Annotated in this window: 24 protein-coding genes, 2 tRNA genes and 1 pseudogene; 8 read left to right on the top strand and 19 right to left on the bottom strand. The window is 58.0% G+C overall.

The window, feature by feature from the left end; genetic code table 11:
* Nucleotides 1–177 precede the first annotated feature (177 nt).
* A complete protein-coding gene (gene nrdD, locus C1N84_RS16200) occupies nt 178–2316 on the top strand; it encodes an anaerobic ribonucleoside-triphosphate reductase (protein ID WP_394541669.1) in 2139 nt (712 codons plus the stop codon).
* Nucleotides 2313–2777: pseudogene (gene nrdG / locus C1N84_RS16205) on the top strand (anaerobic ribonucleoside-triphosphate reductase-activating protein); the annotation flags it as partial. The gene nrdD and the pseudogene nrdG, both read left to right, overlap by 4 nt.
* Here nrdG and C1N84_RS16210 read toward each other — a convergent pair.
* Nucleotides 2772–3806: a permease gene (locus C1N84_RS16210; protein WP_104188025.1), complete on the bottom strand. Its 1035-nt coding sequence runs from the start codon at nt 3804–3806 to the stop codon at nt 2772–2774. The pseudogene nrdG and the gene C1N84_RS16210 overlap by 6 nt on opposite strands.
* Before the next feature lie 237 nt (nt 3807–4043).
* Here C1N84_RS16210 and C1N84_RS16215 point away from each other — a divergent pair, with 237 nt between their 5' ends.
* Nucleotides 4044–4565, top strand: coding sequence for a type 1 glutamine amidotransferase domain-containing protein (locus tag C1N84_RS16215; protein ID WP_021507686.1), 522 nt, complete (start codon nt 4044–4046; stop codon nt 4563–4565).
* A gap of 34 nt (nt 4566–4599) precedes the next feature.
* On the opposite strand, the gene C1N84_RS16220 is transcribed toward C1N84_RS16215, so the two are convergent.
* Nucleotides 4600–5013, bottom strand: a complete 414-nt coding sequence (locus C1N84_RS16220; RefSeq protein ID WP_058774879.1) for a YhbP family protein — start codon at nt 5011–5013, stop codon at nt 4600–4602.
* A 77-nt stretch (nt 5014–5090) separates the two neighbouring features.
* Here C1N84_RS16220 and C1N84_RS16225 point away from each other — a divergent pair, with 77 nt between their 5' ends.
* Nucleotides 5091–5378: a GIY-YIG nuclease family protein gene (locus tag C1N84_RS16225; RefSeq protein ID WP_021507688.1), complete on the top strand. Its 288-nt coding sequence runs from the start codon at nt 5091–5093 to the stop codon at nt 5376–5378.
* Here C1N84_RS16225 and C1N84_RS16230 read toward each other — a convergent pair.
* A complete protein-coding gene (locus C1N84_RS16230; protein WP_021507689.1) occupies nt 5362–5868 on the bottom strand; it encodes a GNAT family N-acetyltransferase in 507 nt (168 codons plus the stop codon). The two genes, C1N84_RS16225 and C1N84_RS16230, sit on opposite strands and share 17 nt — an antisense overlap.
* Nucleotides 5862–6386 (bottom strand): ubiquinone anaerobic biosynthesis accessory factor UbiT, encoded by a 525-nt coding sequence (locus tag C1N84_RS16235; protein ID WP_058759570.1) that lies wholly within the window; start codon nt 6384–6386, stop codon nt 5862–5864. The genes C1N84_RS16230 and C1N84_RS16235 overlap by 7 nt, the downstream gene beginning before the upstream one ends.
* 205 nt (nt 6387–6591) lie before the next feature.
* Here C1N84_RS16235 and C1N84_RS16240 point away from each other — a divergent pair, with 205 nt between their 5' ends.
* From C1N84_RS16240 to C1N84_RS16250, 3 genes are all read left to right on the top strand, one after another.
* The gene (locus C1N84_RS16240) at nt 6592–7587 is read left to right on the top strand and encodes a ubiquinone anaerobic biosynthesis protein UbiU (RefSeq protein WP_058759571.1); all 996 of its coding nucleotides are present in this window, start codon (nt 6592–6594) and stop codon (nt 7585–7587) included.
* Nucleotides 7588–7596: 9 nt separating this feature from the next.
* Entirely contained in the window at nt 7597–8481 is an 885-nt protein-coding gene (locus tag C1N84_RS16245) for a U32 family peptidase (protein WP_058770682.1), read from the top strand.
* Nucleotides 8482–8597: 116 nt separating this feature from the next.
* Complete coding sequence (locus C1N84_RS16250) at nt 8598–9608, top strand: luciferase-like monooxygenase (protein ID WP_211725286.1); 1011 nt, start codon at nt 8598–8600, stop codon at nt 9606–9608.
* 3 nt (nt 9609–9611) lie between these two features.
* Here C1N84_RS16250 and C1N84_RS16255 read toward each other — a convergent pair whose 3' ends face one another.
* Nucleotides 9612–10529: an AraC family transcriptional regulator gene (locus C1N84_RS16255; protein ID WP_021507694.1), complete on the bottom strand. Its 918-nt coding sequence runs from the start codon at nt 10527–10529 to the stop codon at nt 9612–9614.
* A 181-nt stretch (nt 10530–10710) separates the two neighbouring features.
* Between C1N84_RS16255 and C1N84_RS16260 the strand changes: the two genes are divergently transcribed.
* Entirely contained in the window at nt 10711–11457 is a 747-nt protein-coding gene (locus C1N84_RS16260; protein ID WP_021507695.1) for an SDR family NAD(P)-dependent oxidoreductase, read from the top strand.
* A gap of 65 nt (nt 11458–11522) precedes the next feature.
* Here the strand turns inward: C1N84_RS16260 and C1N84_RS16265 are convergent, their stop codons facing one another.
* From C1N84_RS16265 to glmM, 14 genes are all read right to left on the bottom strand, one after another.
* The gene (locus tag C1N84_RS16265; RefSeq protein WP_058759574.1) at nt 11523–13418 is read right to left on the bottom strand and encodes a DEAD/DEAH family ATP-dependent RNA helicase; all 1896 of its coding nucleotides are present in this window, start codon (nt 13416–13418) and stop codon (nt 11523–11525) included.
* A 16-nt stretch (nt 13419–13434) separates the two neighbouring features.
* Nucleotides 13435–13491: a protein YrbN gene (yrbN, locus tag C1N84_RS16270; RefSeq protein ID WP_098053093.1), complete on the bottom strand. Its 57-nt coding sequence runs from the start codon at nt 13489–13491 to the stop codon at nt 13435–13437.
* 105 nt (nt 13492–13596) lie between these two features.
* On the bottom strand, nt 13597–14481 hold the full coding sequence (nlpI, locus tag C1N84_RS16275; protein WP_021507697.1) for a lipoprotein NlpI: 885 nt from the start codon (nt 14479–14481) through the stop codon (nt 13597–13599).
* 190 nt (nt 14482–14671) lie between these two features.
* The gene (pnp, locus tag C1N84_RS16280) at nt 14672–16804 is read right to left on the bottom strand and encodes a polyribonucleotide nucleotidyltransferase (RefSeq protein WP_021507698.1); all 2133 of its coding nucleotides are present in this window, start codon (nt 16802–16804) and stop codon (nt 14672–14674) included.
* Between the two features lie 308 nt (nt 16805–17112).
* Nucleotides 17113–17382 (bottom strand): 30S ribosomal protein S15, encoded by a 270-nt coding sequence (rpsO, locus tag C1N84_RS16285; RefSeq protein ID WP_010615981.1) that lies wholly within the window; start codon nt 17380–17382, stop codon nt 17113–17115.
* Nucleotides 17383–17514: 132 nt separating this feature from the next.
* Nucleotides 17515–18459: a tRNA pseudouridine(55) synthase TruB gene (truB, locus tag C1N84_RS16290; protein ID WP_058780382.1), complete on the bottom strand. Its 945-nt coding sequence runs from the start codon at nt 18457–18459 to the stop codon at nt 17515–17517.
* The gene (rbfA, locus tag C1N84_RS16295; protein WP_021507701.1) at nt 18459–18866 is read right to left on the bottom strand and encodes a 30S ribosome-binding factor RbfA; all 408 of its coding nucleotides are present in this window, start codon (nt 18864–18866) and stop codon (nt 18459–18461) included. The genes truB and rbfA overlap by 1 nt, the downstream gene beginning before the upstream one ends.
* A 64-nt stretch (nt 18867–18930) precedes the next feature.
* Nucleotides 18931–21621, bottom strand: coding sequence for a translation initiation factor IF-2 (gene infB / locus C1N84_RS16300; RefSeq protein WP_021507702.1), 2691 nt, complete (start codon nt 21619–21621; stop codon nt 18931–18933).
* A gap of 17 nt (nt 21622–21638) precedes the next feature.
* Nucleotides 21639–23126 carry a transcription termination factor NusA gene (gene nusA / locus C1N84_RS16305; RefSeq protein WP_021507703.1) on the bottom strand — a complete coding sequence of 496 codons (1488 nt, stop codon included), beginning with the start codon at nt 23124–23126 and terminating at the stop codon, nt 21639–21641.
* A gap of 24 nt (nt 23127–23150) precedes the next feature.
* Nucleotides 23151–23603 (bottom strand): ribosome maturation factor RimP, encoded by a 453-nt coding sequence (gene rimP / locus C1N84_RS16310; protein ID WP_031279732.1) that lies wholly within the window; start codon nt 23601–23603, stop codon nt 23151–23153.
* 212 nt (nt 23604–23815) lie between these two features.
* A tRNA-Met gene (locus C1N84_RS16315) sits at nt 23816–23892 on the bottom strand.
* A 59-nt stretch (nt 23893–23951) separates the two neighbouring features.
* Nucleotides 23952–24038 (bottom strand) — tRNA-Leu (locus C1N84_RS16320).
* A 46-nt stretch (nt 24039–24084) separates the two neighbouring features.
* On the bottom strand, nt 24085–24420 hold the full coding sequence (gene secG / locus C1N84_RS16325) for a preprotein translocase subunit SecG (protein WP_010617340.1): 336 nt from the start codon (nt 24418–24420) through the stop codon (nt 24085–24087).
* A gap of 217 nt (nt 24421–24637) precedes the next feature.
* The gene (gene glmM / locus C1N84_RS16330) at nt 24638–25972 is read right to left on the bottom strand and encodes a phosphoglucosamine mutase (RefSeq protein WP_021507705.1); all 1335 of its coding nucleotides are present in this window, start codon (nt 25970–25972) and stop codon (nt 24638–24640) included.
* Nucleotides 25973–25974: the final 2 nt, after the last annotated feature.

Here is a 25974-nt window from a genome sequence, read left to right on the forward strand (position 1 = left end):
TGCCCGGCTTAAAACTTTTCAGTGTAGCGGCTGTTGACCACTGCACGGCTTTCAGGCGCTGGCCGCGCTTCTTTGCGACAGGTCAAAAACAGTGCGATTAATTCCCTCTGAAACACCACATGTTGCGATTACACTCCTTAAAATTATCTACATGTAGTTTTCAGCGGAGAAGGGAAGATGGCAACGGTAGTGATTAAGCGTGACGGCTGCAGGGTGCCGTTTGATGCCCGGCGCATTGAAGCTGCAGTGCAGGCCGCCGCGCAGGCTGCCCAGGTTGACGACCTGGCCTGGTGCACGACGGTCGCTCAGCAGGTCAGCGCGCAGCTGGCAACCCAGGCTGAAGTCGATATTCGCGACATCCAGTGTGCCGTGGAAGAGGCGCTGATGAGCGGACGCTGGCCGCAGCTGGCGCGCGCCTATATTGAATACCGTCACGACCGCGATCTGGCGCGCGAGCAGCGCGGCAAGCTGCACCATGCCATTCGCGGCCTGGTGGAACAGACCAACGCGGCGCTGCTCAACGAAAACGCCAACAAAGACAGCAAAGTGATCCCGACGCAGCGCGACCTGCTGGCCGGCATCGTGGCCAAACATTATGCCCAGCAGCAGTTGCTGCCGCGCGATGTGGTGCTGGCGCACGAACGCGGTGAGATCCACTATCACGACCTCGACTACTCCCCCTTCTTCCCGATGTTTAACTGCATGCTGATCGATCTGCACGGCATGCTGACGCACGGCTTCAAAATGGGTAACGCCGAGATTGAACCGCCAAAATCCATCGCCACCGCCACCGCGGTGACGGCGCAGATCATTGCGCAGGTCGCCAGCCATATTTACGGCGGCACTACCATTAACCGCATTGACGAAGTGCTGGCACCGTTTGTCACCCTCAGTCTCGACAAGCATCGCCAGATTGCCCGCGAATGGCAGATTGCTGACGTGGAAGCTTACGCGCGCGCGCGCACGGAAAAAGAGTGCTACGACGCGTTTCAGTCGCTGGAGTACGAGGTCAATACGCTGCACACCGCCAACGGCCAGACGCCGTTCGTCACTTTTGGCTTTGGCCTCGGCACCGACTGGGCGGCGCGCCTGATTCAGCAATCGATTCTGCGCAACCGCATTGCCGGGCTGGGCAAAAACCATAAAACCGCAGTGTTTCCTAAGCTGGTGTTTGCCATTCGTGAAGGCGTCAATCGCCGCGCCGGCGACATCAATTACGACATCAAACAGCTGGCGCTGGAGTGTGCCAGCAAGCGCATGTATCCGGATATTCTCAACTACGACAAAGTGGTGGAAGTCACCGGCTCGTTCAAAACGCCGATGGGCTGCCGCAGCTTCCTCGGCGTTTACGAGGAAAACGGCGAGCAGATTCATGAGGGCCGCAACAACATCGGCGTGATCAGCCTCAACCTGCCGCGCATTGCGTTAGAAGCCCAGGGAGACGAAGCCCGCTTCTGGACGCTGCTGGATGCGCGCCTGGCGCTGGCGAAGCGGGCGCTGATGACCCGCATTGCCCGGCTGGAAAAAACCAAAGCGCGCGTCGCACCGATTCTTTATATGGAAGGTGCCTGCGGCGTGCGGCTCAATGCGGACGATGAGGTGGGCAAGATCTTTCGCAACGGCCGCGCCTCGATCTCGCTGGGCTATATCGGTCTGCATGAAACACTCAACGCGCTAAGCGGCAACGCCGTGCATCCGTATGATGCCGCGCACCTGCGCGCAACCGGCATGGCGATTGTGACGCATCTGCGCAAAGCGGTGGATGCGTGGAAAGCGGAAACCGGCTACGGCTTTAGCCTGTACAGTACGCCCAGTGAAAACCTGTGCGATCGCTTCTGTCGCCTTGATGCCGCCGAATTTGGCGTAGTGCCGGGCGTGACCGACAAGGGCTATTACACCAACAGCTTCCATCTCGACGTAGAGAAAAAGGTCAATCCGTACGACAAAATCGACTTTGAAGCGCCCTATCCGGCCATCGCTAACGGCGGCTTCATCTGTTACGGCGAATACCCCAACATTCAGCACAACCTGCGGGCGCTGGAAGATGTGTGGGATTACAGCTATGACCGCGTGCCCTATTACGGCACTAATACGCCGATCGATGAGTGCTACGAGTGCGGCTTCAGCGGCGAGTTCAGCTGTACCAGCAAAGGCTTTACCTGTCCGAGCTGCGGCAATCACGATCCGGCGCGCGTTTCGGTCACGCGCCGCGTCTGCGGCTATCTTGGCAGCCCGGATGCGCGGCCGTTCAACGCCGGCAAGCAGGAAGAGGTGCAGCGCCGCGTCAAACACCTTGATACCGGACAGCTGGGATGATGCACATTCATCGCTACTACGATGTGGATATCGTGAATGGTCCCGGCACGCGCTGCACGCTGTTTGTCGCGGGCTGTGAACATCAGTGCCGCGGCTGCTACAACCAGAGCACCTGGCGGCCTGACTCCGGCGTGCCGTTTACGCTGGCCATGGAGGAGCAGCTGATCGCCGATCTGCAGGATCGCCGCATTCCGCGTCAGGGGCTGTCGCTGAGCGGCGGCGATCCGCTGCATCCGCACAATGTGCCGCATATTCGCCGGCTGGTGAAGCGCGTGCGGCGCGACTGTCCGGATAAAGATATCTGGCTGTGGACCGGCTACACCCTGGCGGAGCTGACGGCGGCGCAGCGTGAAGTTATTGCGGAAATCGACGTGCTGATTGATGGACGTTTCATCGAAGCGGAAAAAGATGCGCGGCTGCTGTGGCGCGGCAGCCGCAATCAGACTATCTGGTATCTACGCCAGCCACAGTGCGAGGATGCCGAGCAGCATGCCGCTGACGGCCACGCCGCAGAAGGCGATCCACAGCGCGCGCGGCGGGAACGCGCGATGCAGCATCAGTAACGACGGCACGCTGACCGCGGGCAGCGTCACCAGCAGCGCCAGCGCCGGTGCGATGCCCATGCCCGCCAGCATCATGGTTTGCACAATGGGGATCTCGGCGGCGGTAGGGATCACAAACAGGCAGCCGGCGATGGCCATCAGCATCACCCAGAACAGCGTATTCCCTACCGCGCCGTCCGCGTGCGGAAACAGCCAGACGCGCGCGGCGCCGAGCAGCAGCACCGCCACAATGTAGAGCGGAATGGTGTTACAGAACAGCCGCCACATCACGCGCAGCCAGCGCGTCACAAACCGTTCATGGCTTTCTTGCGGCAACAGCGGCGCGGCAACGGCGGTTTCCGGCACGCTGCGCTGCACCAGCATGGCAATGCCCAGCACCATCACCCCACCCGCCACCAGCCGAATGGCGGCAAACTGCCAGCCGAGCACAAAGCCCATAAACACCAGCGTTGCGGGATTGAGCAGCGGATTCGCCAGCCAGAACGCCATCGCCGCGCCGCTTGAAACCTGCGCCTGGCGCAGGCCGACGGTCACCGGCGCGGCACAGCAGCTGCACATCATGCCCGGCAGGCCAAAACCGGTGCCGACCAGCGTGGCCCCCAGCCGGTTGCTGCCCATCAGGCGCAGCAGCCAGCGGCGCGGAATCAGCACCTGCACCAGCGAGCCCAGCACCACACCGAGCACCGCGGCTTTCCACACCGCGAGAAAATAGACCATGGCGTAATCCAGCGCGGCGCGCCACGGCGAATCTGCGGCATTGGCAAGAATAGAGCGGCCGATGGAATGGGTTTCTGCGGCCGTGAAGGCTTTGCCATAGTAAGGCTGCCATTTTACGTACCACAGGCCGATAAGCACCACGGCGAGGAACAGCAGCGGTTTCCACCAGGCGAAGCGGGCCGCTGGTGCAGGTGAGGCGAATTGGGTCATGACCGGTTCCGTATTCAACTGAATAACGTATGCCGCGCGGAGGGCGCGACGCAGATCCCACAGTGTTATTCAGGTTATGCCCGTGTGCCAGCGTCGTCACGCTTAAACTTGATCTGTCTCCGGAATTTAACCAATCCCGCCTGCGCCGGCTGGCTTGCGTTTCCGCGCTCAGGGTCCAGACTTGTCTGTTGAAACGTGTCACGCACAGCAGGTGCGTGACCAGCAAGGAGGAGAAAGATGAGCAAGAAAATAGCGGTTCTGATTACCGATGAATTTGAAGACTCAGAGTTTACCTCACCAGCCGAGGCCTTCACCAAAGCGGGCCATGAAGTGGTCACCATTGAGATGCAGGCGGGCAAAACCGTGAAGGGAAAACAGGGCAAAGCCGAAGTCAAAATCGACAAGGATATTGACCATGTCAGCCCGGCCGAGTTCGACGCGCTGCTGCTGCCCGGTGGTCATTCGCCTGACGCGCTGCGCGGTGACGATCGCTTTGTCACCTTTACCAAAGAGTTTGTCGCCAGCGGCAAACCGATTTTCGCCATCTGTCACGGTCCGCAGCTGCTGATCAGCGCGAACGGCGTGCGCGGTCGCAAAATGACCTGCGTGAAAGCTATCGCCATCGATTTGCGTAATGCCGGCGCGGACTTTTACGATAAAGAGGTGGTGGTTGATGATGACAAGCTGGTTACCAGCCGCACGCCTGAAGACCTGCCCGCGTTTAACCGCGAATCCCTGCGCATTCTGAACGCAGCGTAAGACGGTCGCCCGGTGCGCCTGTGCGCGTGCCGGGCTAACGCTGCCAGACAATCTTTTTGCCAAACCCCAGCGCGTTATCGGTCATTTTCAGCTCATCCAGCATAATTTCCCACAGCGGCGCGGTGACTTTTTTTGCCACCGGAAAGCGCGACTGATAGGCCTTCAGCGCCTGCGCCTCATCGGTCAGTTGTATACGCCCGCGATACTGCACGCCTTTAATCAGCAGCACCGTTTTCGGCTGGCCGTTCACCGTGCCGGCGACGCGTGGATGACGCGCCATCAGCGCGCCGTGGCGCGTATCGGCTTCGGTCATCAGCCAGAACGCCATACGCGCTTCATCGAATACGTAGAAACAGTTGGCGCACCATAGCGCATCGCCGTCGCTGGCACACAGCGACAGCACGTGCTGCTTTTTCAGATAGCGAATCAGATGAGAATGGTCAGACAAGAGCAACTCCGTGCGTTGATAGCGATGCGGCCGCAGGCGCGTTACACTGCCCGCCAGCACATGAACGAGGTTTGTAAATGGAACAGGGCTGGCAGCTGTATATGCTGCAAACCGCCGCCGGGATGCTTTATACCGGCATTACCACTGACGTCAACCGTCGCCTGCAGCAGCACCAGCAGGGGCGCGGTGCCCGTGCGCTGCGCGGCAAAGGTCCGCTAACGCTGGTGTTTCACTGCGCGGCCGGCGATCGCGCGGCGGCTTCCCGGCTGGAGTATCAGGTAAAACAGCTGAGCCGGGCGCAGAAACTGCTGCTGGTTGCCCAGCAGCCGGCCTGCTTAACGGCGTGGTTTAGTCGATACGATTGAAAGGTGCCGAGAAGGCGATCAGCCCTTCTGCCCCATCAAACGCATCGTCCGCCAGTTTATACACCTGAAACGCCGCTTCGCTGCCGGGCCAGCGGCAGTGCAGGCCGTGACGCGCCGCCGGTTCAAAGCCGAGCGGATTGTAGAACTGCGGATCGCCCAGCACCACCACGGCGCTGTAGCTGAACTCATTGAGCGAATCGAGCCCTTCATACACCAGCTGTTTAGCAATGCCCTGACTGCGCACCGAGGCATCAACCGCCAGCGGCGCCAGCGCCACCCAGTTACGATCCTCGCCCTGCAACGTCACCGGACTGAAGGCCGCATAACCCAGCACCTGGCCTTCGTCATCGGTGGCCACCACGCCCAGCGTGAGTAAACCGTCTTCACGCAGCTGCTGTACCAGTTCCGCTTCGGCTGCGGTGGCAAAACTGCGCTTTAACAGGCTGTCGATGCCTGCCGCGTCCACACCAATTTCAGTACGAATCAACATGAGATCCCCGCGCGCGCCTCAGCGGCCTTCGCGTCCTGTGTCATTCCTGCCTCAACAAAAGCAGCCAGCTGCAGCAACCCCGTGCGCAATGGCGTGGGCATGGCGTCCAGTTCTATGGCATCCATCAGATTCTTCACCTCCAGTCCCAGCTCCGTGTCGCCCTCAATCACCAGACGGCGCTGAAAGAACAACATATCGGGGTCGGCTTTGCGTGCTGCTACCAGCAGCAGATCGTTGGCTTCGCCACGAAACCAGACATCTGCTTCGGCGTCGCGCGAAACGGTCAGGCGCCCGTCCTGCAGCGTGGTGATCCAGCGCAGATTGACGTCCGCGATCTCAATGCCGAGATAGCGCCCTTGCAGAAAGTCTAACTCACCTTCAGCCAAAGCATGACGAAATTGCCAGTTTAGGAGTTGTTGCAAAACCGTTTTTTTCACGGCGAATGGTGTTAGCGACACCGGTAAAGCGAGGAATTCCGGCCCTTTTTCAATTAACAGGCCGCGTAAGCGTGCGAACATGCGCTGCACTCCCTTGAGAAAATTTTATCTATATTGCCACATCCGTCGGCTTTCGCCTCAACCGGGATCAAGGAAATCGCCCCGCGTCTGTGCGAAAATTCTCCATTCCGCCCTGGCAATCCCGCTTTCACTGCCTTAAATCAACATTGCAGCACCTGCGCTTCCTTACACTCAACGGCGTTCAGAATCCGGGGGAGGAAATTGTATGGAACTGCTGTGTCCGGCGGGGAATTTACCTGCGCTGAAATCGGCGGTGGAGCACGGCGCTGACGCGGTGTACGTCGGCCTGAAAGATGACACCAACGCCCGCCACTTTGCTGGCCTCAATTTTACCGATAAGAAACTGGCAGAAGCCGCGCGCTTCCTGCATCAGCACCGGCGTAAACTGCACGTGGCGATCAACACCTTCGCCCATCCTGACGGCCTTAACCGCTGGCAAAGCGCCATTGACGTCGCCGCACAGAACGGTGCCGATGCGCTGATTCTGGCCGATATCGCCACGCTGGAGTACGCCGCCAGCCGCTATCCGCAGGTTGAACGTCACCTTTCAGTGCAGGCGTCCGCTACCAATCTGCAGGCCATTCAGTTTTATCACCGCCACTTTGCGCTGAGCCGCGTGGTGCTGCCGCGCGTGCTGTCGATGCACCAGGTGAAGCAGCTGGCGCGCGAAACGCCGGTGCCGCTCGAGGTGTTCGCCTTTGGCAGCCTGTGCATCATGGCCGAAGGCCGCTGCTATCTCTCGTCGTGGCTGACCGGCGAGTCGCCGAACAGCGCGGGTGCCTGTTCACCGGCCAAATTTGTGCGCTGGCAGCAGACGGCACAGGGCATGGAGTCGCGCCTGAACGAAGTGCTGATTGACCGTTACGCCGCCGATGAGAGCGCGGGCTATCCAACGCTGTGTAAAGGACGCTACGAGGTGGATAACCAGCGCTATCACGTGCTGGAAGAGCCCACCAGCCTCAATACCCTGGCGCTGCTGCCAGAACTGCTGCGCGCCAATATCGCGTCGGTGAAAATTGAGGGACGCCAGCGCAGCCCGGCCTATGTGGCGCAGGTGGCTAAAGTGTGGCGTCAGGCGATCGATCGCTGCATGGCCGATCCGCAACAGTTCACGGTGCAGGCGCCGTGGATGCGCGCGCTCGGTGAACTTTCTGAAGGCAGCCAGACCACGCTCGGCGCCTATCACCGCGACTGGCAATAAGGAGACCGTATGAAATACGCCATCGGCCCGGTGCTGTGGTACTGGCCAACCGCCACGCTGGAGCAGTTTTACCAGCGCGCCGCAGAAAGCAGCGCAGAGATTGTCTACCTCGGCGAAGCGGTGTGCAGCAAACGCCGCGCCACTGCGTTCAGTCAGTGGATGGAGATGGGCCGCACGCTGGCGGCCAGCGGCAAACAGGTGGTGCTGAGCACGCTGGCGCTGCTGCAGTCGCCTTCGGAAGTCAAAGAGCTGCGCCGCTATGTTGAAAACGGTGAGTTCTTACTGGAAGCCAACGATATTGGCACCGTGAACATGGCGGCAGAGCGCAAACTGCCGTTTGTCGCCGGTCCCACCCTGAATGTGTATAACGCGCAGACGCTCCAGCTGCTGCTGCAGGAGGGCATGACGCGCTGGTGCATGCCGGTGGAGATGTCACGCGACTGGCTGATCCAGCTGTTGCAGCAGTGCCATGACGCTGGCCTGCGCGACCGGTTTGAGGTTGAAGTGCTCGGCTATGGCCATCTGCCGCTGGCGCTGTCGGCGCGCTGCTTTACCGCGCGTTCCGAAAACCGTGCCAAAGATGATTGCCAGACCTGCTGTATTGATTATCCCACCGGGCGCCGCGTGCTGTCGCAGGAGGGCCAGCAGGTATTTGTCCTGAACGGCATTCAGACCATGAGCGGCTACTGTTACAACCTTGGCAACGATCTCGCCGGTATGCACGGCTGGATCGATATTGTGCGCCTGTCGCCGCAGGATGAGAGCACGCTGGCACAGGTTGATCGCTTCCGCGCTAACGAAGCGGGTGAAGCGCCGCTGATGATGGCGCGCGGCAGCGACAGCAACGGTTACTGGCGCCGCCTGGCCGGAATGGCGCTGGATAGCGGCGGTTAAAGGCACATTCCGGCTATATTCCTGCCGTTATTAGCAGTTTTAATATGGGTAATGATGCGTAATACTGACTGGTGCAGGTTTACTTATCACCTGCGCCATCCTTTGCTGGAGTACCCATGTCTGAGAAGAAAACTGTTCGCCTGTCCGTACTGGATCTGGCCCCCATTCCGCAAGGCTCGTCTGCGCGCGATGCCTTCCATAATTCGCTGGCGCTGGCGCGTCAGGCTGAAGCCCTTGGCTTTCATCGCTACTGGCTGGCCGAACACCACAACATGACCGGCATCGCCAGCGCCGCAACGTCTGTGCTGATTGGCTATCTCGCCGCTAACACCGAAACGCTGCGCCTCGGCTCCGGCGGGATCATGCTGCCCAACCACGCACCGCTGGTGATTGCCGAACAGTTTGGCACCCTGGAATCCCTCTACCCCGGCCGTATCGATCTCGGACTGGGCCGCGCGCCCGGCTCCGATCAGCGCACCATGCTGGCGCTGCGCCGTCATCTTTCGGGCGCCCAGGCCGACAGCTTCCCGGAAGATGTGGCCGATCTGATCCGCTGGTTCGATGCCGAAGAGGGCGAACATCCGCCGGTGCAGCCGGTGCCTGGCCTCGGACTGAAAATTCCGGTGTGGCTGCTGGGTTCCAGCCTGTATAGCGCGCAGCTGGCGGCGCAGCTTGGTCTGCCGTTTGCCTTTGCTTCGCACTTCGCGCCAGACCTGCTGTTGCAGGCGCTACACCTGTATCGCGAAAAATTCCAGCCCTCTGCGCGTCTGGCAAAACCTTACGCTATGGTGTGCGTCAACGTGGTGGCGGCAGACAGCGATCGTGATGCGCGCTTCCTGTTCACCTCGATGCAGCAGCAGTTCATTAATCTGCGTCGCGGCAAGCCCGGCCCGCTGCCGGCGCCGGTGGAGAACATGGATAACCTGTGGTCGCCGTCCGAACAGTATGGCGTGCAGCAGGCGCTGAGCATGTCGGTGGTGGGCGATAAAGATAAAGTGCGCCACGGCCTTGCCGCGCTGCTGCGCGAAACCCAGGCGGATGAGATCATGGTCAACGGCCAGATTTACGATCCGCAGGCGCGCCTGCGTTCGTTCGCGCTGGCGATGGAAGCCGCACGCACGCTGTAAGCCTTACTGCGGTGGGGAGAGTAGTCCTTCCGGCCCCACCGCCATCTTGCGCACATCGCGCGCCGGAGACTGGCCATAAAAACGGCTGTACTCCCGGCTGAACTGCGACGCACTCTGATAGCCCACCCGATAGCCCGCCGTCCCGGCATCCAGCTTCTCAATCATCATCAACCGGCGCGCTTCGTTGAGCCGCAGCTGCTTCTGATACTGCATCGGCGTCATCGCCGTAACCGCTTTAAAGTGATGGTGCAGCGATGAAATGCTCATGCCAACGCTGCTGGCCAGCTGATCCACCTTCAGCGGCTGATGAAAGTTTTCGCGCAGCCAGCGCGCCGCGCGCGCCACTTTGTTGCCCGGGCGCTCGGTCAGCGCCATGTTCAGAATGCGCGGCCCTTCCGGCCCGGTCAGCAGGCGATAGAAAATCTCCTGCTCAATCAGCGGTGCCAGCGCGGCGATATCCTGGGGCTGATCCAGCAGCGCCACCAGCCGCATCACCGCATCCACCAGCGGTGGCGCGACTTTATGGACGGTAATGCTGCGTTCGGGGGCAGCGCTGCCAATCTGCTGCGGCGGGAAATGCTCCAGATAGCGCAGCAGACGCGCTTCGTTGATGGTGATGCCGACGCCAAGACAGGGTTTCTCTGGCGTCGCCAGCACCACGCAGGACTGCACCGGCATGTCCATGGTGACCAGCAGCAGATCGCCCGGCCCGTAATGCATCACATCATCGCCCATGCGCAGTGCTTTCTGGCCCTGGGCCATCAGCGCAAACCCCGCCCAGCTGGCAATGTGCGCCAGGCTGGAGGGGTGCGAGCTGCGGCCAAAAGAGAGAAAATCAATCGCGCTGGCGGTGCGCCCATCCTGCTGCGCGTGACGGGCAATCATCGCCACCAGCTGCTGCCACTGTTCCTGATGAATCATGCGTTATGCACTCCGCGATGAAAAATCACTGAATCCCCATTCTTACCTGCCGATGCGGTTGCGCCTAGTCCCTGCGCCACAGATTTGCAGGATCGTGCAAAAAGCTTGCAGGATTGCGCTACCGCACAAAGCGGCAACAGCGCATGCTTTACTCACCCGAAATCTCAGGTGGAGAGACACAATGCAAGCACTTGAAGGCAAAATTGCGCTGGTGACGGGCGCGTCGAAAGGCATTGGCGCCGCCATCGCCATGACTTTCGCCGCGGCCGGCGCCCGGGTGGTGGTGAATTATCGTCAGGATGAAGCGGGCGCGGCGGATGTGGTGACCGATATCTGCGCGCTGGGAAGCGACGCCATCGCCGTACAGGCCGATATATCCCGTGAAGCTGACGTGCAGCGCCTGTTCGCCAGCAGTATTGCGCAGTTTGGCGCGCCAGACATCGTGGTCAACAACGCCGGCATGTTTCACCATGGCGACTTCGCCAGCCTCAGCGTCAGCGACATGCAGCAGCAGCTCAACGTCAATCTGCTCGGTACGCTGCTGGTGTGCCAGCAGGCGGCGCAGCATTTCCCGGCGCGCGGCGGCTGTATCATCAACCTCAGCGCGCTAAACAGCCAGCGCAGCCTGCCCGGCTCGGTACTGTGGTCAGCGACCAAAGGCGCAATCGATACCTTAACGCAGGGGCTGGCACGTGAGCTGGGCCCGCGTAATATTCGCGTCAACGCGCTGGCGCCGGGGATCATTCTGACCGAAGGGCTGCTGGCAGCGAAAAAAATGAATGCGGAATTTAAAGCGCAGCTGATCGCGGCCACGCCGCTGGGACGCTTTGGCCTGCCGGAGGATGTGGCGCAGGTGGCGCTGTTTCTGGCGTCGGAAGAGTCGGCTTATGTTACCGGTGAGCGGGTGCTGATTGCCGGCGGCGTGTAAAGCCCGCGTTACAGACATAAAAAAAGGACGCTTGCGCGTCCTTTTTATTTTTAAGCGATTAACGCTCATGCATCACGGCGACGTGGTGCAGCTGCACCTTCGTCGCGACGTGGGCCACGGCCACCTTCACGGCTGAAACGTCCGCCTTCACGACCGCCTTCGCGACGCTCAGAGAAACGACGAGGTGCGCCACCTTCACGGTTGCCACCCTCGCGGTTACCACGACGCTCACCACCGAAGTCACGACCGCCGCTACGACGCTCGGTGCGCTCGTGTGGCTGTGCATCGCCCAGCAGCTGCATATTCATCGGCTTGTTGAGAATACGCGTACGCGTGAAGTGCTGCAGGACTTCACCCGGCATGCCTTTTGGCAGCTCGATAGTGGAGTGAGTACCAAACAGCTTGATGTTACCGATGTAACGGCTGCTGATGTCGCCTTCGTTAGCAATCGCGCCCACGATATGACGCACTTCAACACCGTCGTCACGGCCCACTTCAATGCGGTACAGCTGCATTTCGCCAACGTCACGACGTTCGCGACGTGGACGATCGCCACCTTCGCGGCTGTCACGGCTGTCACGACGTGGACGGTCGCCGCCACGCTCATCGCGATCGCGGAATTCACGACGCTGTGGACGTGGTGCATCCGGTGGCAGAATCAGTGGACGTTCGCCCTGCGCCATTTTCAGCAGTGCAGCGGCCAGCGTTTCCATATCCAGCTCTTCTTCTGGCTGCATTTTAGCCAGCAGCGCACGGTACTGATCCAGATCGCTGCTTTCCAGCTGCTGCTGAACTTTGGCAGCGAACTGCGCCAGACGACGCTGACTCAGCAGCTCGGCGTTAGGCAGCTCAACTTCCGGAATAGTCAGCTTCATGGTGCGTTCGATGTTGCGCAGCAGACGACGCTCGCGGTTCTCAACAAACAGCAGCGCACGGCCAGCACGACCCGCACGACCAGTACGGCCGATACGGTGCACATACGATTCGGCATCCATCGGGATGTCGTAGTTAACCACCAGGCTGATACGCTCAACGTCCAGACCACGGGCCGCAACGTCAGTCGCGATCAGGATATCCAGACGACCGTCTTTCAGACGCTCCAGCGTCTGCTCACGCAGCGCCTGGTTCATGTCACCGTTCAGCGCGGCGCTGTTGTAGCCGTTACGCTCCAGCGTTTCTGCGACTTCCAGCGTGGCATTTTTGGTGCGCACGAAGATGATGGCAGCATCGAAGTCTTCCGCTTCGAGGAAGCGCACCAGCGCGTCAGACTTACGGCCGTAAGCGGTCCAGTAAGACTGAGAAATGTCCGGGCGTGTAGTGATGCTGGACTGGATGCGCACTTCCTGCGGATCCTTCATGAAACGCTTAGTGATACGGCGAATCGCTTCCGGCATGGTTGCAGAGAACAGTGCGGTCTGATGACCTTCCGGGATCTGCGCCATGATGGTTTCAACGTCTTCGATGAAGCCCATACGCAGCATTTCATCGGCTTCGTCCAGTACCAGACCACGCAGGCTGGACAGGTCCAGGGTACCGCGTTTCAGGTGATCCAGCAGACGGCCCGGGGTACCAACCACGATCTGTGGACCCTGGCGCAGTGCGCGCAGCTGCACGTCATAACGCTGGCCACCATACAGGGCCACGACGTTGATACCGCGCATGTGTTTAGAGAATTCTGTCATCGCTTCAGCCACCTGAACCGCCAGTTCGCGGGTCGGCGCCAGCACCAGGATTTGCGGTGCGCGGACAGAAGGATCAACGTTGTTCAGCAGCGGCAGCGAGAACGCTGCTGTTTTACCACTACCGGTCTGCGCCATACCCAGCACATCACGGCCCGCCAGCAGGTGAGGAATACACTCAGCCTGGATTGGCGATGGCTTAACGTAGCCCATACCGTTCAGTGATTCGAGGATGTCGGCGTTCAGGCCCAGATCAGCAAAAGTGGTTTGAATATCAGTCATGTAGTACACGTGCCTCTTAGATTGCGGCGGCCAGTCTACATAACTCGTCGTGAAAACTTTCAGTCATTTTCATCAAAAAGTGTGAACCGGCTCAAATTAGAAGTTTTGACGAACAGAAAAGCCCTCACCTGTTCAGGCGATGACTTTACGGGTAAATCAGGCAATAAAAGTTCGTCAGCTATTGCTGGTCAGATTCTGATAAATCGTCTTGTGTCTGGCCGAGTTGCGCCAGTTCCAACAATGCGTATCGGTGTTCAACAAAGTTATTGACGTTGTTGGCCACCGCCAGTTTGAACAACGCTTTCGCGTCGTCCTTCTCCCCCAGACTTAGGTAGTACTTACCTAAATAGAAGTTGGTTTCACTGAGATGTTCAGCGAGCGAGGTGTTATCCGTTGCGTCCGCCTTGAGACGTTCCATCAATGTTTTTTCACTGATGTCGCCCAGGTAGAACTCGACAATATTCCATCCCCATTGGTCCTTAGCCGCCTTATCGTAACGCTGTTGGAGCGTCACTTTTGCCTTATCGGCGTCCATCTCGCGTTCAACGAGGTAGAGCCACAGGCTGCGGAACGGATCGTTAGGATCGTCTTGATAAAACGCCAGCAGATCATCTTGCGCTAACTTGTATCGACCGCCGTAATAGAGGGCGATACCACGGTTTAAATGCGCATAGTTGTAAGTTGGATCAAGCTCAAGTACAGAATCAAACGCTTCATAGGCAGCATCGAAATTGCCTGCCTGCGTTAAGTAAATGCCGAGATAGTTAAACACTTCCGGCATATCCGGTCTGATAGACAGCGCTTGCGAGAAATCGTTCCGCGCTAGTGCCCTCAGACCCAAACTATCATACAACACTCCGCGCTCATATAACAGCTGTGCGCGTTCATCATCGGTCAGGGCCCGACTGGCAAGAATTTGTTCCATTCGCGCCAGAATAACCTCTTGCTGCAGTGTGGGCTGCAAAGGTACTGCCAGAACTTCGTTCTTACGCCAATTGGAGTTGCTGCATCCTGCCAGCGTGATAGCTGTCGCAACAAAACACCAGCGCAAAAAAGGCTTCATTTCCCACTCCCGAATACAAACATTGGGATAACCATCCTGTCATCCGCCTGCTATGCACAAGGGTTCCCGCCCTCGCGATGATACCCGTCCTGCTTCAGCTAACTGGTGCGCTGACCAGCGCGCGACGCATTTCGGGTATACAAACACCGCTCCCCGCCAGCTGGCAGGGAGCGGCTGATCAGGAAAACGCTTACTCAGCGTCAGGTGCACTCACCGCAGCGGTTTCTTCTGCTGGCTTCTGCTCTGTCGCTTCTTTGATGCTGAGACGAACGCGGCCCTGACGATCCACTTCCATCACTTTAACTGGCACTTCCTGACCCATCTGCAGGTAATCGGTCACTTTCTCTACGCGCTTGTCGGCGATCTGAGAAATGTGTACCAGACCTTCTTTACCGCCGCCGATCGCCACGAAGGCACCGAAATCAACGATACGGGTCACTTTACCGGCGTAGATACGGCCCACTTCGATCTCAGCGGTGATCTCTTCGATGCGGCGAATCGCTTCTTTGGCTTTCAGGCCGTCGGTCGCTGCGATCTTCACGGTGCCATCATCTTCGATTTCGATGGTGGTGCCGGTCTCTTCGGTCAGCGCACGGATAACTGAACCGCCTTTACCGATGACGTCTTTGATCTTGTCTGAGTTGATCTTGATGGTGTAGATGCGCGGCGCGAACTCGGAGATCTCCTGACGCGGCGTGCTGATCGCCTGTTCCATCACGCTCAGAATGTGCAGACGCGCACCCTTGGCCTGATTCAGTGCCACCTGCATGATTTCACGGGTGATACCTTCAATTTTGATGTCCATCTGCAGCGCGGTGATACCTTCACGGCTACCGGCTACTTTGAAGTCCATATCGCCGAGGTGATCTTCGTCGCCGAGGATGTCAGACAGCACCACGAACTTCTCGTCTTCTTTCACCAGCCCCATCGCGATACCGGCAACGGCCGCTTTGATCGGTACGCCAGCGTCCATCAGTGCCAGCGATGCACCGCACACGGAAGCCATAGAAGAAGAACCGTTCGATTCGGTGATTTCAGACACGACGCGCACGGTGTACGGGAACGCATCCTGTTTAGGCATCACTGCCAGCACGCCACGCTTCGCCAGACGGCCGTGACCAATTTCACGACGCTTCGGTGAGCCAACCATACCGGTTTCGCCCACGGAGTACGGAGGGAAGTTGTAGTGGAACAGGAAGCTGTCAGTACGCTCGCCCATCAGCTCATCGAGATTCTGTGCGTCACGCGCGGTACCGAGGGTGGCAGCGACCAGCGCCTGCGTTTCACCACGGGTAAACAGCGCAGAACCGTGGGTACGCGGCAGTACGCCAGTGCGCACATCCAGACCACGGATCATATCTTTTTCACGGCCATCGATACGCGGTTCGCCGTTCAGGATACGGGTACGCACCACGTTCTTTTCCAGGCTGTGTACGATGTCACCGATTTCGGCATCATCCAGCGTTTCGTCTTCAGCCAGCAGTGCGGCGATGGTTTCGTCTTTGATGACGCCAACCTGCGCATAGCGCTCCTGCTTGTCAGTGATGCGGTAAGCATCGCTGATGCGCGCTTCGGCCAGGGCGGCAACGCGTGCGATCAGCGCATCGTTCGCCGGCTCTGGCTGCCAGTCCCAGCGTGGTTTGCCGGCTTCGGCCACCAGCGCATTGATGTTTTCAATCACAACCTGCTGCTGGTCGTGGCCGAACACCACAGCACCCAGCATCTGGTCTTCGGTCAGGATGTCCGCTTCAGATTCCACCATCAGCACTGCATTCTGCGTACCGGCAACCACCAGATCCAGACGAGACTGTTTGATCTCATCGGCGGTTGGGTTCAGCACGTACTGATCGTTGATGTAACCGACGCGTGCCGCACCGATTGGGCCGTTGAACGGAATGCCAGACAGTGACAGCGCAGCAGAAGCACCGATCATCGCAACGATGTCCGGGTTAACCTGCGGGTTCACGGATACCACAGTCGCGATAACCTGTACTTCGTTAACAAAACCTTCCGGGAACAGCGGACGCACCGGGCGGTCAATCAGACGCGCAATCAGGGTTTCGCCTTCGCTTGGACGGCCTTCACGACGGAAGAAGCTGCCCGGAATACGGCCAGCGGCGTAAGTACGCTCCTGATAGTTCACCGTCAGAGGGAAGAAGTCCTGACCGGCTTTGGCTTTTTTCTGGCCCACGACGGTAACGAATACCGCGGTGTCGTCCATGCTTACCATTACTGCTGCGGTGGCCTGGCGCGCCATCATGCCGGTTTCCAGCGTGACGGTATGCTGACCATATTGGAATTTGCGTACGATCGGGTTCAGCAAAATTTAAGTCCTTAAATTCGTGGCAAAGCCTGCTCGGCCCGCCGGGGATTACCGATCTTTAGTTGCATCCTCGCGACTAATGACAACCCTTAACCGCCCCTGCGGTAAAGCCTCTCATTAGCCGCGCGAACCTCTGCAAGCAAAGATCACTCTCAGCAACAATACATGAGTTTGGTCCGGATTGCTGTGGATTGCTCGAAAAAAGGGGCCATAAAGGCCCCCTTTTCGCGAAACTCGCACAAATCTGATCGCCAGATGCGGTTTTTTGCATACTGCATGCGCTACATCGTTGATCAGATTCTTCAGACTTAGCGACGCAGACCCAGGCTTTCGATCAGGCTGGTGTAACGTGCAACGTCTTTACGCTTCAGGTAGTCCAGCAGCTTACGACGCTGGGATACCATGCGCAGCAGACCGCGACGGCTGTGGTGGTCTTTCTTGTGCTCAGAGAAGTGACCCTGCAGGTGGTTAATCTGAGCAGTCAGCAGAGCAACCTGAACTTCAGTTGAACCGCTGTCGTTAGCGCCACGACCGTATTTAGCAACGATCTCTGCTTTAGCTTCTACGCTTAGAGACATAATAAACTCCAGTAAAAAATGAATGTATGGGTGCCGATCTCTAATTCAGCAGCCCGCTTTTAAAGCCGCGCTATTCTACTCTTCGCCCGGTAGCAACGCAAATGTGCTGTAACGGCCAGCGGTAATACGCGGTCAGTCGGCAAACTCCACCACCAGACGACGCGGTGCCACGCGACCATCGTCGGCGATTTCCGCCATGCCGATAAATTTCTGCTGCTCACCTTCGGTCACCCGCACCAGCCCGCTGGCCGGCGCGTTTTCCGCCTGGACCGGCATGCCCTGTTTGAACCAGGCCGCGATCGGCGTGGGCAGATTGACCGCTGGAAAATCTTCCGCCGGGCTGTCCATTGGCAACAGCAACGCGTCCAGCGGTGCGTAATCCGGCGTTTCCGCCGCATTAACCTGCGCCGCCAGCGCCTGCAGCTGTTCCAGCGTCATCATGCGCGCAATCGGGTAACGCGCCACCTGCAGACGGCGCAGCATGATCACGTGTGCGCCGCAGCCGAGCTTCTCACCTAAATCGTCAATGATGGTGCGAATGTAGGTGCCTTTGGAAACATGGATTTCCAGCTCCAGCTCGTCGCCCTGCCAGCGAATAAACTGCAGTTCAAACACGGTAATCGGTCGCGCTTCACGCGGCACGGTGATGCCTTCGCGCGCATATTCGTACAGCTTGCGGCCCTGATACTTGAGCGCCGAGAACATGGTGGGCACCTGCAGCGTCTCGCCGCGAAAGCTCTCCAGCGCGGCGTCCAGCTCAGCCTGGCTGAAGGTCACCGGCCGCGTTTCAACGATATTGCCGTCCGCATCGGAGGTATCGGTGCGCTGGCCCAGACGGGCAATTACGCGGTAACGCTTGTCCGAATCCAGCAGATAGCGGGAAAACTTGGTGGCTTCGCCGAGACAAATCGGCAGCATACCGGTGGCCAGCGGATCGAGCGCGCCGGTATGGCCCGCCTTGTTAGCATTAAACAGGCGTTTTACTTTTTGCAGCACATCGTTGGAGGATGCGCCCTGGTGTTTATCCAGCAGGAAAACACCGTGGACATCACGACCACGGCGACGAGGACGACTCATCAGTCCTCCTTGTCGTCTTCCGCCGGGCTTTCACCCCGTCGCTCAGCATCGTTTCTGATCACGTTAGACACCAGATTCGACATGCGCATCCCTTCAATCAGCGAGTTATCGTAAAAGAAGGTCAGCTCCGGCACGATGCGCAGACGCATCGCTTTACCGAGCAGAATACGGATGTAGCCAGACGCTTCTTTCAGCGCTTTGAGGCCATTTTTCACCGCTTCTTCATCCTGGTCGTTCAGGAAGGTCACGAACACTTTGGCATACGCCAGATCGCGTGACACCTCAACGCCAGACACGGTGACCATCATACCCAGACGTGGGTCTTTGATTTCGCGCTGCAGGATGATCGCAATCTCTTTCTGCAACTCCTGCGCCACGCGCTGTGGGCGACCAAACTCTTTCGCCATACTATTTCTCCCAAATAATTCGGGAGGCCAGAGGCCTCCCAAATTGCATCACATCGACCAGCAATTACTCGATGGTGCGTTTAACTTCAATCACTTCGAACACTTCGATCATATCGCCAACGCGAACGTCGTTGTAGTTCTTAACGCCGATACCACACTCCATGCCGTTACGCACTTCGTTGACGTCATCTTTGAAGCGACGCAGAGATTCCAGCTCGCCTTCATAGATAACCACGTTGTCGCGCAGTACGCGGATCGGATTGTGACGTTTGATGTTGCCTTCGGTGACCATACAGCCGGCAATCGCGCCAAATTTCGGTGACTTGAACACGTCACGGACTTCGGCCAGACCGATAATCTGCTGTTTGAACTCCGGTGCCAGCATGCCGCTCATGGCTGCTTTCACTTCGTCAATCAGGTTATAGATGACGGAGTAGTAGCGCAGGTCAACGTTTTCAGCGTCAATCACGCGACGCGCAGAGGCATCAGCACGCACGTTGAAGCCGAGGATGATCGCGTTGGACGCAGCGGCCAGGGTGGCGTCGGTTTCGGTGATACCGCCCACGCCAGAACCGATAATCTTCACCTTCACTTCGTCGGTGGAGAGTTTCAGCAGCGAGTCGGAGATCGCTTCCACAGAACCCTGTACGTCGGACTTCAGGACGATGTTCAGCTCGGACACTTCGCCTTCGGTCATGTTGGCAAACATGTTTTCCAGCTTGGATTTCTGCTGACGCGCCAGTTTGACTTCGCGGAATTTGCCCTGACGATACAGCGCCACTTCACGCGCTTTCTTCTCGTCACGCACCACGGTCGCTTCGTCACCCGCTGCCGGCACACCGGACAGACCGAGGATTTCCACCGGAATCGATGGACCCGCTTCCAGCACTTCGCGACCCAGTTCGTCACGCATCGCACGCACACGGCCGTATTCGAAGCCGCACAGTACGATATCGCCCTTGTTCAGCGTACCTTCACGCACCAGCACGGTTGCTACCGGACCACGACCTTTGTCGAGGAACGATTCGATCACCACGCCGCTCGCCATACCCTGACGAATCGCAGTCAGCTCCAGTACTTCCGCCTGCAGCAGAATCGCGTTCAGCAGGTCGTCGATGCCGGTACCGGCTTTCGCCGAGACGTTAACAAACATGTTCTCGCCGCCCCACTCTTCCGGAATGATACCGTACTGGGTGAGCTCGTTCTTCACGCGATCCGGATCGGCTTCTGGCTTGTCGATCTTGTTCACTGCCACGACCACCGGCACACCGGCTGCTTTCGCGTGCTGGATAGCTTCGACAGTCTGCGGCATCACGCCATCGTCAGCCGCCACCACCAGGATAACGATATCCGTGGCCTGCGCACCACGTGCACGCATTGCGGTAAACGCGGCGTGGCCCGGGGTGTCGAGGAAGGTGATCATGCCGTTATCGGTTTCAACGTGATACGCACCGATGTGCTGGGTAATCCCGCCCGCTTCGCCGGAGGCGACTTTGGTGGAGCGGATGTAGTCCAGCAGCGAGGTTTTACCGTGGTCAACGTGACCCATGATGGTCACGACCGGCGCACGGCTTTCCTGCGCAGCATCGGTATCACGATCGTCCATTACCGCTTCTTCCAGCTCGTTCTCGCGGCGCAGGATCACTTTGTGACCCATCTCTTCGGCCACCAGCTGGGCGGTTTCCTGGTCGATAACCTGGTTGATGGTCGCCATGGCACCCATCTTCATCATCGCTTTAATAACCAGCGAGCCTTTCACCGCCATTTTGTTGGCCAGTTCGGCAACGGTGATGGTTTCGCCAATGATGACGTCACGGTTCACCGCCTGAGCAGGTTTGTTGAAGCCCTGCTGCAGCGTGCTTGGTTTACGATGTTTGCCACCTTTACCGCCGCGTACCTGAGCACGCGCTTCTTCACGGTCAGTTTTGGCTTCAGAGTGCTTGTTGCCTTTTTTGGCCGGACGCGCTGCCTTGGTGGTGCGGGTGCGACCACGACCGCCTTCGACTTCGCGATCGTTTTCGTCTTCTGCCTGACGGGCATGAGTTGAAGTAGTGACGTGATAGTCGCCCTTATCTTCTTCCTCTGGTTTTTCCCATTCAGCGGCTTTCTCTTCGGCCAGACGACGGGCTTCTTCCGCCGCGCGGCGCGCATTCTCTTCCAGCTTACGGCGCGCTTCTTCTTCCGCTTTACGCTTCAGTTCGGCGGCTTCAGCTTCACGACGGGCTTTGTCAGATTGCGCAGCCTTGGTCATTTCGTCGGTAGGTTGATTAGTCACTTTCTCATTTTCCGCTGCTTCACGCTTAGCCTTGTCAGCGGCTTCGCGCTTGGCTTTCTCTTCGGCTTCACGTTGCGCTTTTTGTTCAGCTTCGCGACGGGCTTGTTCTTCAGCCTCGCGACGCGCCTGCTCTTCCGCTTCACGCTGCGCCTCGGCTTCTGCTTCCGCCTGAGCTTGCTCAGCGTCGGCATCACCTTTCACGTATGTGCGCTTTTTGCGGACTTCGATTTGCACCGACTTACTTTTACCCCCGGTGCCTGGAATATTCAAGGTGCTGCGCGTTTTGCGCTGCAACGTCAGTTTGCCTGAACCGGTCTGACCGTGCTCACGATTCAGGTGGGACAGTAAGGTCTCTTTCTCTTGCTGGGATACGGCGTCGTTTTCAGACTTACGGATCCCTGCATCAGCAAATTGCTGTACCAGGCGATCGACCGGAGTCTGAATTTCGGCGGCCAGCGATTTTACGGTTACATCTGTCATGCTGTTCCTTCCTGTTATTACGCGTCATCGCCGAACCAGCAGATATTACGTGCAGCCATAATCAGCGCACCGGCTTTCTCATCATCCAGCCCTTCAATATCTGTCAGATCGTCAACACCTTGCTCAGCGAGATCTTCCAGCGTGCAAACGCCTTTTGACGCCAGGCGATACGCCAGCGCACGATCCAGGCCTTCAAGATTCAGCAGGTCCTCAGCAGGTTCCTGATTACCAAGGCTCTCTTCTTTCGCTAATGCCAGGGTGGTTAACGCATTTTTTGCTCGTTCACGCAGGGCTTCAATGGTCTCTTCGTCGAGGCCGTCGATTTCCAGCAGCTCGTTGATTGGCACGTAAGCCAATTCTTCCAGCGAAGAGAAGCCCTCTTCCACCAGAACGGTGGCGAACTCTTCGTCGATGTCGAGATGTTTAGTGAACATATCGATCGCTGCATGGGCTTCGGCCTGATGCTTCGCCTGCAGATCATCGACGGTCATCACGTTCAGCTCCCAGCCGCTCAGCTGGGATGCCAGACGCACGTTTTGGCCATTACGGCCAATCGCCTGAGCCAGATTGCCGGCTTCAACAGCGATATCCATGGTGTGATTGTCTTCATCCACCACAATTGACGCCACATCGGCAGGTGCCATGGCGTTAATCACGAACTGTGCCGGGTTGTCGTCCCACAGCACGATATCAATACGCTCGCCGCCCAGCTCGCTGGACACCGCCTGCACGCGCGCACCGCGCATACCGACGCAGGCACCGACCGGATCGATACGTTTGTCGTTAGTTTTTACCGCAATTTTGGCGCGTGAACCCGGATCGCGCGCTGCCGCTTTGATCTCGATAACTTCTTCGCCAATCTCCGGCACTTCAATGCGGAACAGTTCGATCAGCATCTCTGGTTTGGAGCGGGTAACGAACAGTTGCGCACCACGCGCTTCCGGACGCACGGCATACAGCACGCCGCGAATACGGTCACCCGGGCGGAAGTTTTCACGCGGCAGCATGTCTTCACGCACAATCACCGCTTCGGCGTTGTTGCCGAGATCCAGTGAAATGTTGTCGCGATTCACTTTCTTCACCACGCCGGTGATGATTTCGCCTTCCTGCTCGCGGAACTGATCGACCACCATCGCGCGCTCGGCTTCTCGCACTTTCTGGACGATAACCTGTTTCGCGGTCTGCGTGGTGATACGGTCGAAGGTGACAGATTCGATCTGATCTTCAACATAATCGCCCAGATTGAAGGCTTCATCTTCAAAGCGTGCTGCTTCCAGCGTGATCTCGCGCGTTGGCTGCGTGACTTCTTCTACAACCACCCAGCGACGGAAGGTGTCGAAATCGCCGCTGCGACGGTCAATGCTGACGCGCACGTCGATTTCCTGCTCATACTTCTTCTTGGTCGCAGTGGCCAAAGCGCTCTCCAGCGCTTCGAAGATTTTCTCACGCGGCAGGGCTTTTTCGTTAGAAACGGCTTCTACTACAGCTAAGATCTCTTTGTTCATCCTGGTTAGCCTCAATCCGGACTTTTAAAAGTGGGGGACCAGGTTCGCTTTCTGAATGTTGCTCAGCGCGAACACTTCATCGTTACCCTCAACGGTTACCGTGATCATCTCGCCTTCGACAGACTTGATGATGCCCTGCCATTTACGGCGGTTCTGCACGGCCATACGCAGTACCAGGCTCACCTCTTCGCCAGCGAAACGCGCATAGTGCTCCGCGGTGAACAGAGGGCGATCGAGACCCGGTGAGGAAACTTCAAGGTTGTAAGCCACCGTAATAGGATCTTCCACATCCATTACAGCGCTGACCTGGTGGCTAACATCGGCGCAATCATCAACATTGATACCCTCTTCACTATCAATATAGATGCGCAAGGTTGATGTGCGACCACGAATGAACTCGATACCGACCAATTCGTAGCCAAGCGCTTCTACCGGAGCAGAGATCAACTCTGTCAACTTTTGCTCTAATGTGGACAAGCCCACCCCCAAGACATAAAAAAAGGGCCTAAAGCCCAGTGTTACGATTTCCTGATAACAAAAAACCCCGAAAATTCGGGGCTTTTTGTGACTGGACCCTGTATGCCGCGATGCGGCTTCGGCACACCATCCAGCAGAATTTTTTTCAAAACTGACTGCGGATGCGTCCGTCGATGCATACAGTATATTTGAAAAAGAACTCTAAGGGAAAGTGGTTGCGGGGGCCGGATTTGAACCGACGACCTTCGGGTTATGAGCCCGACGAGCTACCAGGCTGCTCCACCCCGCGTCCGAAAACGTGGCGAATATTACGCCGATCTTGCGAAAAATGCAAGTTATACTGAGATTTGGTACCGAGGACGGGACTTGAACCCGTAAGCCCAATCGGGCACTACCACCTCAAGGTAGCGTGTCTACCAATTCCACCACCTCGGCACTTCACTGACTGCGACGATACGATGTCGCTTTAGCGCTGACGATCTTACTGCGGAATATCATTGCCCGGCGTTGCCGGTTTAGCTGGCTGAGTCTGCTGTTGAGACTGAGCCGGCGCGCTGAGGTTTTCCCACTCGCTTCCTTTGGAAGTCTTGTTACTGTTCAGGTTGCCCAGAATCAGACTGATGATGAAGAACAGCGTAGCCAGTACCGCGGTCATGCGAGTCATGAAGTTACCAGACCCGGTTGAACCAAACAGCGTACCAGAAGCGCCTGCACCGAATGAGGCTCCCATATCAGCGCCTTTGCCTTGCTGCAGCATGATCAGACCAACGAGGCCAATCGCTACAATAAGGAAAACAACCAACAGAGCTTCGTACATAATCAACCTGTTTCCTTGCGCGTTATCCGCACAGTTAAAGCTTCAACCAATATTGACGGGGAGTCTCGTCATCACCCATCAGAAGCGGGTGTGAATACTAACCAAAGGCGCATACCTCTGCAAGCGCAATTTACACGAAGTTTTGCGATTGCGGAAAAAAGCGCCATCCCGGTGATTTTACAGGCGGAAAGCAGCAAACTGACCGCCCGTAACGCGGTTAAACCGCTTTTACCGCATCGGCAATTTTGTGCGCCAGTTCGGTCACCTGCGCCTCATCCTCGCCTTCCACCATCACGCGAATCAGCGGCTCAGTGCCGGATTTGCGCAACAGCACACGCCCGCGCCCGGCCAGCGTTTTTTCCACCTCTGCGGCAGCCGCTTTGACGCTGTCGCTCTCCAGCGGATCGTGGCTGCCGCTGAAACGCACATTCACCAGCACCTGTGGCAGCATCTTCATGCCGCTGCACAGATCGTGCAGACTCATGTGGTTGCGCACAATCGCAGTGAGTACTTGCAAACTTGCTACAATGCCGTCACCGGTGCTGATTTTATCCAGCAGGATCACGTGGCCGGAGTTCTCTGCGCCCATGCGCCAGCCCTTCTCCTGCATTTTTTCCAGCACATAGCGGTCGCCCACTTTGGCGCGGGTAAACGGAATCCCCAGCTGTTTCAGCGCCAGCTCCAGCCCCATGTTGCTCATCAGCGTGCCGACCACGCCGCCACGCAGCTGGCCCTGACGCAGCGCTTCACGCGCGATGATGTAGAGAATCTGGTCGCCATCCACCTTCTGTCCAAGGTGATCCACCATCATGATGCGGTCGCCGTCGCCGTCATAGGCCAGGCCGAGATCGGCTTTTTCATCCAGCACGCGCTGCTGCAGCTGACGCAGATCGGTAGCGCCGCACTCTTTGTTGATGTTCATGCCGTCCGGCTGCACGCCGATGGCAATCACTTTTGCGCCCAGTTCACGCAGCACATTCGGCGCGATGTGATAGGTCGCGCCGTTGGCGCAATCCACCACAATCTTCAGTCCGTTCAGGCTAAGCTCGCTGGGGAAAGTGCCTTTGCAGAACTCGATGTAGCGCCCGGCGGCATCAACGATGCGGCTGGCACGGCCCAGTTCAGCGGATTCCACGCAGGTCAGCGGCTTCTCCAGCTCCAGCTCAATGGCGGCTTCAACGTCGTCCGGCAGTTTGGTGCCTTCGGCAGAGAAGAATTTGATGCCGTTGTCGTCAAACGGGTTGTGCGACGCGGAGATCACGATGCCCGCCTCGGCGCGGAAAGTGCGCGTCAGGTAGGCAATGGCCGGCGTGGGCATCGGGCCGGTGAAAGCCGCAGACAGCCCGGCAGCCGCCAGACCGGCTTCCAGCGCCGATTCCAGCATGTAGCCGGAAATACGGGTATCTTTACCAATCAAAACTTTGCGCGAGCCGGAACGGGCCAGCACTTTGCCGGCAGCAAAACCCAGCTTCAACACAAAGTCCGGGGTAATGGGCGCTTCACCCACTTTGCCGCGAATCCCATCAGTACCGAAATATTTACGATCGCTCATGC

The organism is Pantoea sp. SGAir0418 (assembly GCF_043529865.1).

Excerpts from the sequence above, each read along its gene's own strand:
- nrdD (WP_394541669.1), top strand. The coding sequence starts at position 178 with ATGGCAACGGTAGTGATTAAGCGTGACGGCTGCAGGGTGCCGTTTGAT.
- C1N84_RS16210 (WP_104188025.1), bottom strand. The coding sequence starts at position 3,806 with ATGACCCAATTCGCCTCACCTGCACCAGCGGCCCGCTTCGCCTGGTGG.
- C1N84_RS16215 (WP_021507686.1), top strand. The coding sequence starts at position 4,044 with ATGAGCAAGAAAATAGCGGTTCTGATTACCGATGAATTTGAAGACTCA.
- C1N84_RS16225 (WP_021507688.1), top strand. The coding sequence starts at position 5,091 with ATGGAACAGGGCTGGCAGCTGTATATGCTGCAAACCGCCGCCGGGATG.
- C1N84_RS16230 (WP_021507689.1), bottom strand. The coding sequence starts at position 5,868 with ATGTTGATTCGTACTGAAATTGGTGTGGACGCGGCAGGCATCGACAGC.
- C1N84_RS16235 (WP_058759570.1), bottom strand. The coding sequence starts at position 6,386 with ATGTTCGCACGCTTACGCGGCCTGTTAATTGAAAAAGGGCCGGAATTC.
- C1N84_RS16240 (WP_058759571.1), top strand. The coding sequence starts at position 6,592 with ATGGAACTGCTGTGTCCGGCGGGGAATTTACCTGCGCTGAAATCGGCG.
- C1N84_RS16245 (WP_058770682.1), top strand. The coding sequence starts at position 7,597 with ATGAAATACGCCATCGGCCCGGTGCTGTGGTACTGGCCAACCGCCACG.
- C1N84_RS16250 (WP_211725286.1), top strand. The coding sequence starts at position 8,598 with ATGTCTGAGAAGAAAACTGTTCGCCTGTCCGTACTGGATCTGGCCCCC.
- C1N84_RS16255 (WP_021507694.1), bottom strand. The coding sequence starts at position 10,529 with ATGATTCATCAGGAACAGTGGCAGCAGCTGGTGGCGATGATTGCCCGT.
- C1N84_RS16260 (WP_021507695.1), top strand. The coding sequence starts at position 10,711 with ATGCAAGCACTTGAAGGCAAAATTGCGCTGGTGACGGGCGCGTCGAAA.
- C1N84_RS16265 (WP_058759574.1), bottom strand. The coding sequence starts at position 13,418 with ATGACTGATATTCAAACCACTTTTGCTGATCTGGGCCTGAACGCCGAC.
- nlpI (WP_021507697.1), bottom strand. The coding sequence starts at position 14,481 with ATGAAGCCTTTTTTGCGCTGGTGTTTTGTTGCGACAGCTATCACGCTG.
- rpsO (WP_010615981.1), bottom strand. The coding sequence starts at position 17,382 with ATGTCTCTAAGCGTAGAAGCTAAAGCAGAGATCGTTGCTAAATACGGT.
- truB (WP_058780382.1), bottom strand. The coding sequence starts at position 18,459 with ATGAGTCGTCCTCGTCGCCGTGGTCGTGATGTCCACGGTGTTTTCCTG.
- rbfA (WP_021507701.1), bottom strand. The coding sequence starts at position 18,866 with ATGGCGAAAGAGTTTGGTCGCCCACAGCGCGTGGCGCAGGAGTTGCAG.
- infB (WP_021507702.1), bottom strand. The coding sequence starts at position 21,621 with ATGACAGATGTAACCGTAAAATCGCTGGCCGCCGAAATTCAGACTCCG.
- nusA (WP_021507703.1), bottom strand. The coding sequence starts at position 23,126 with ATGAACAAAGAGATCTTAGCTGTAGTAGAAGCCGTTTCTAACGAAAAA.
- secG (WP_010617340.1), bottom strand. The coding sequence starts at position 24,420 with ATGTACGAAGCTCTGTTGGTTGTTTTCCTTATTGTAGCGATTGGCCTC.
- glmM (WP_021507705.1), bottom strand. The coding sequence starts at position 25,972 with ATGAGCGATCGTAAATATTTCGGTACTGATGGGATTCGCGGCAAAGTG.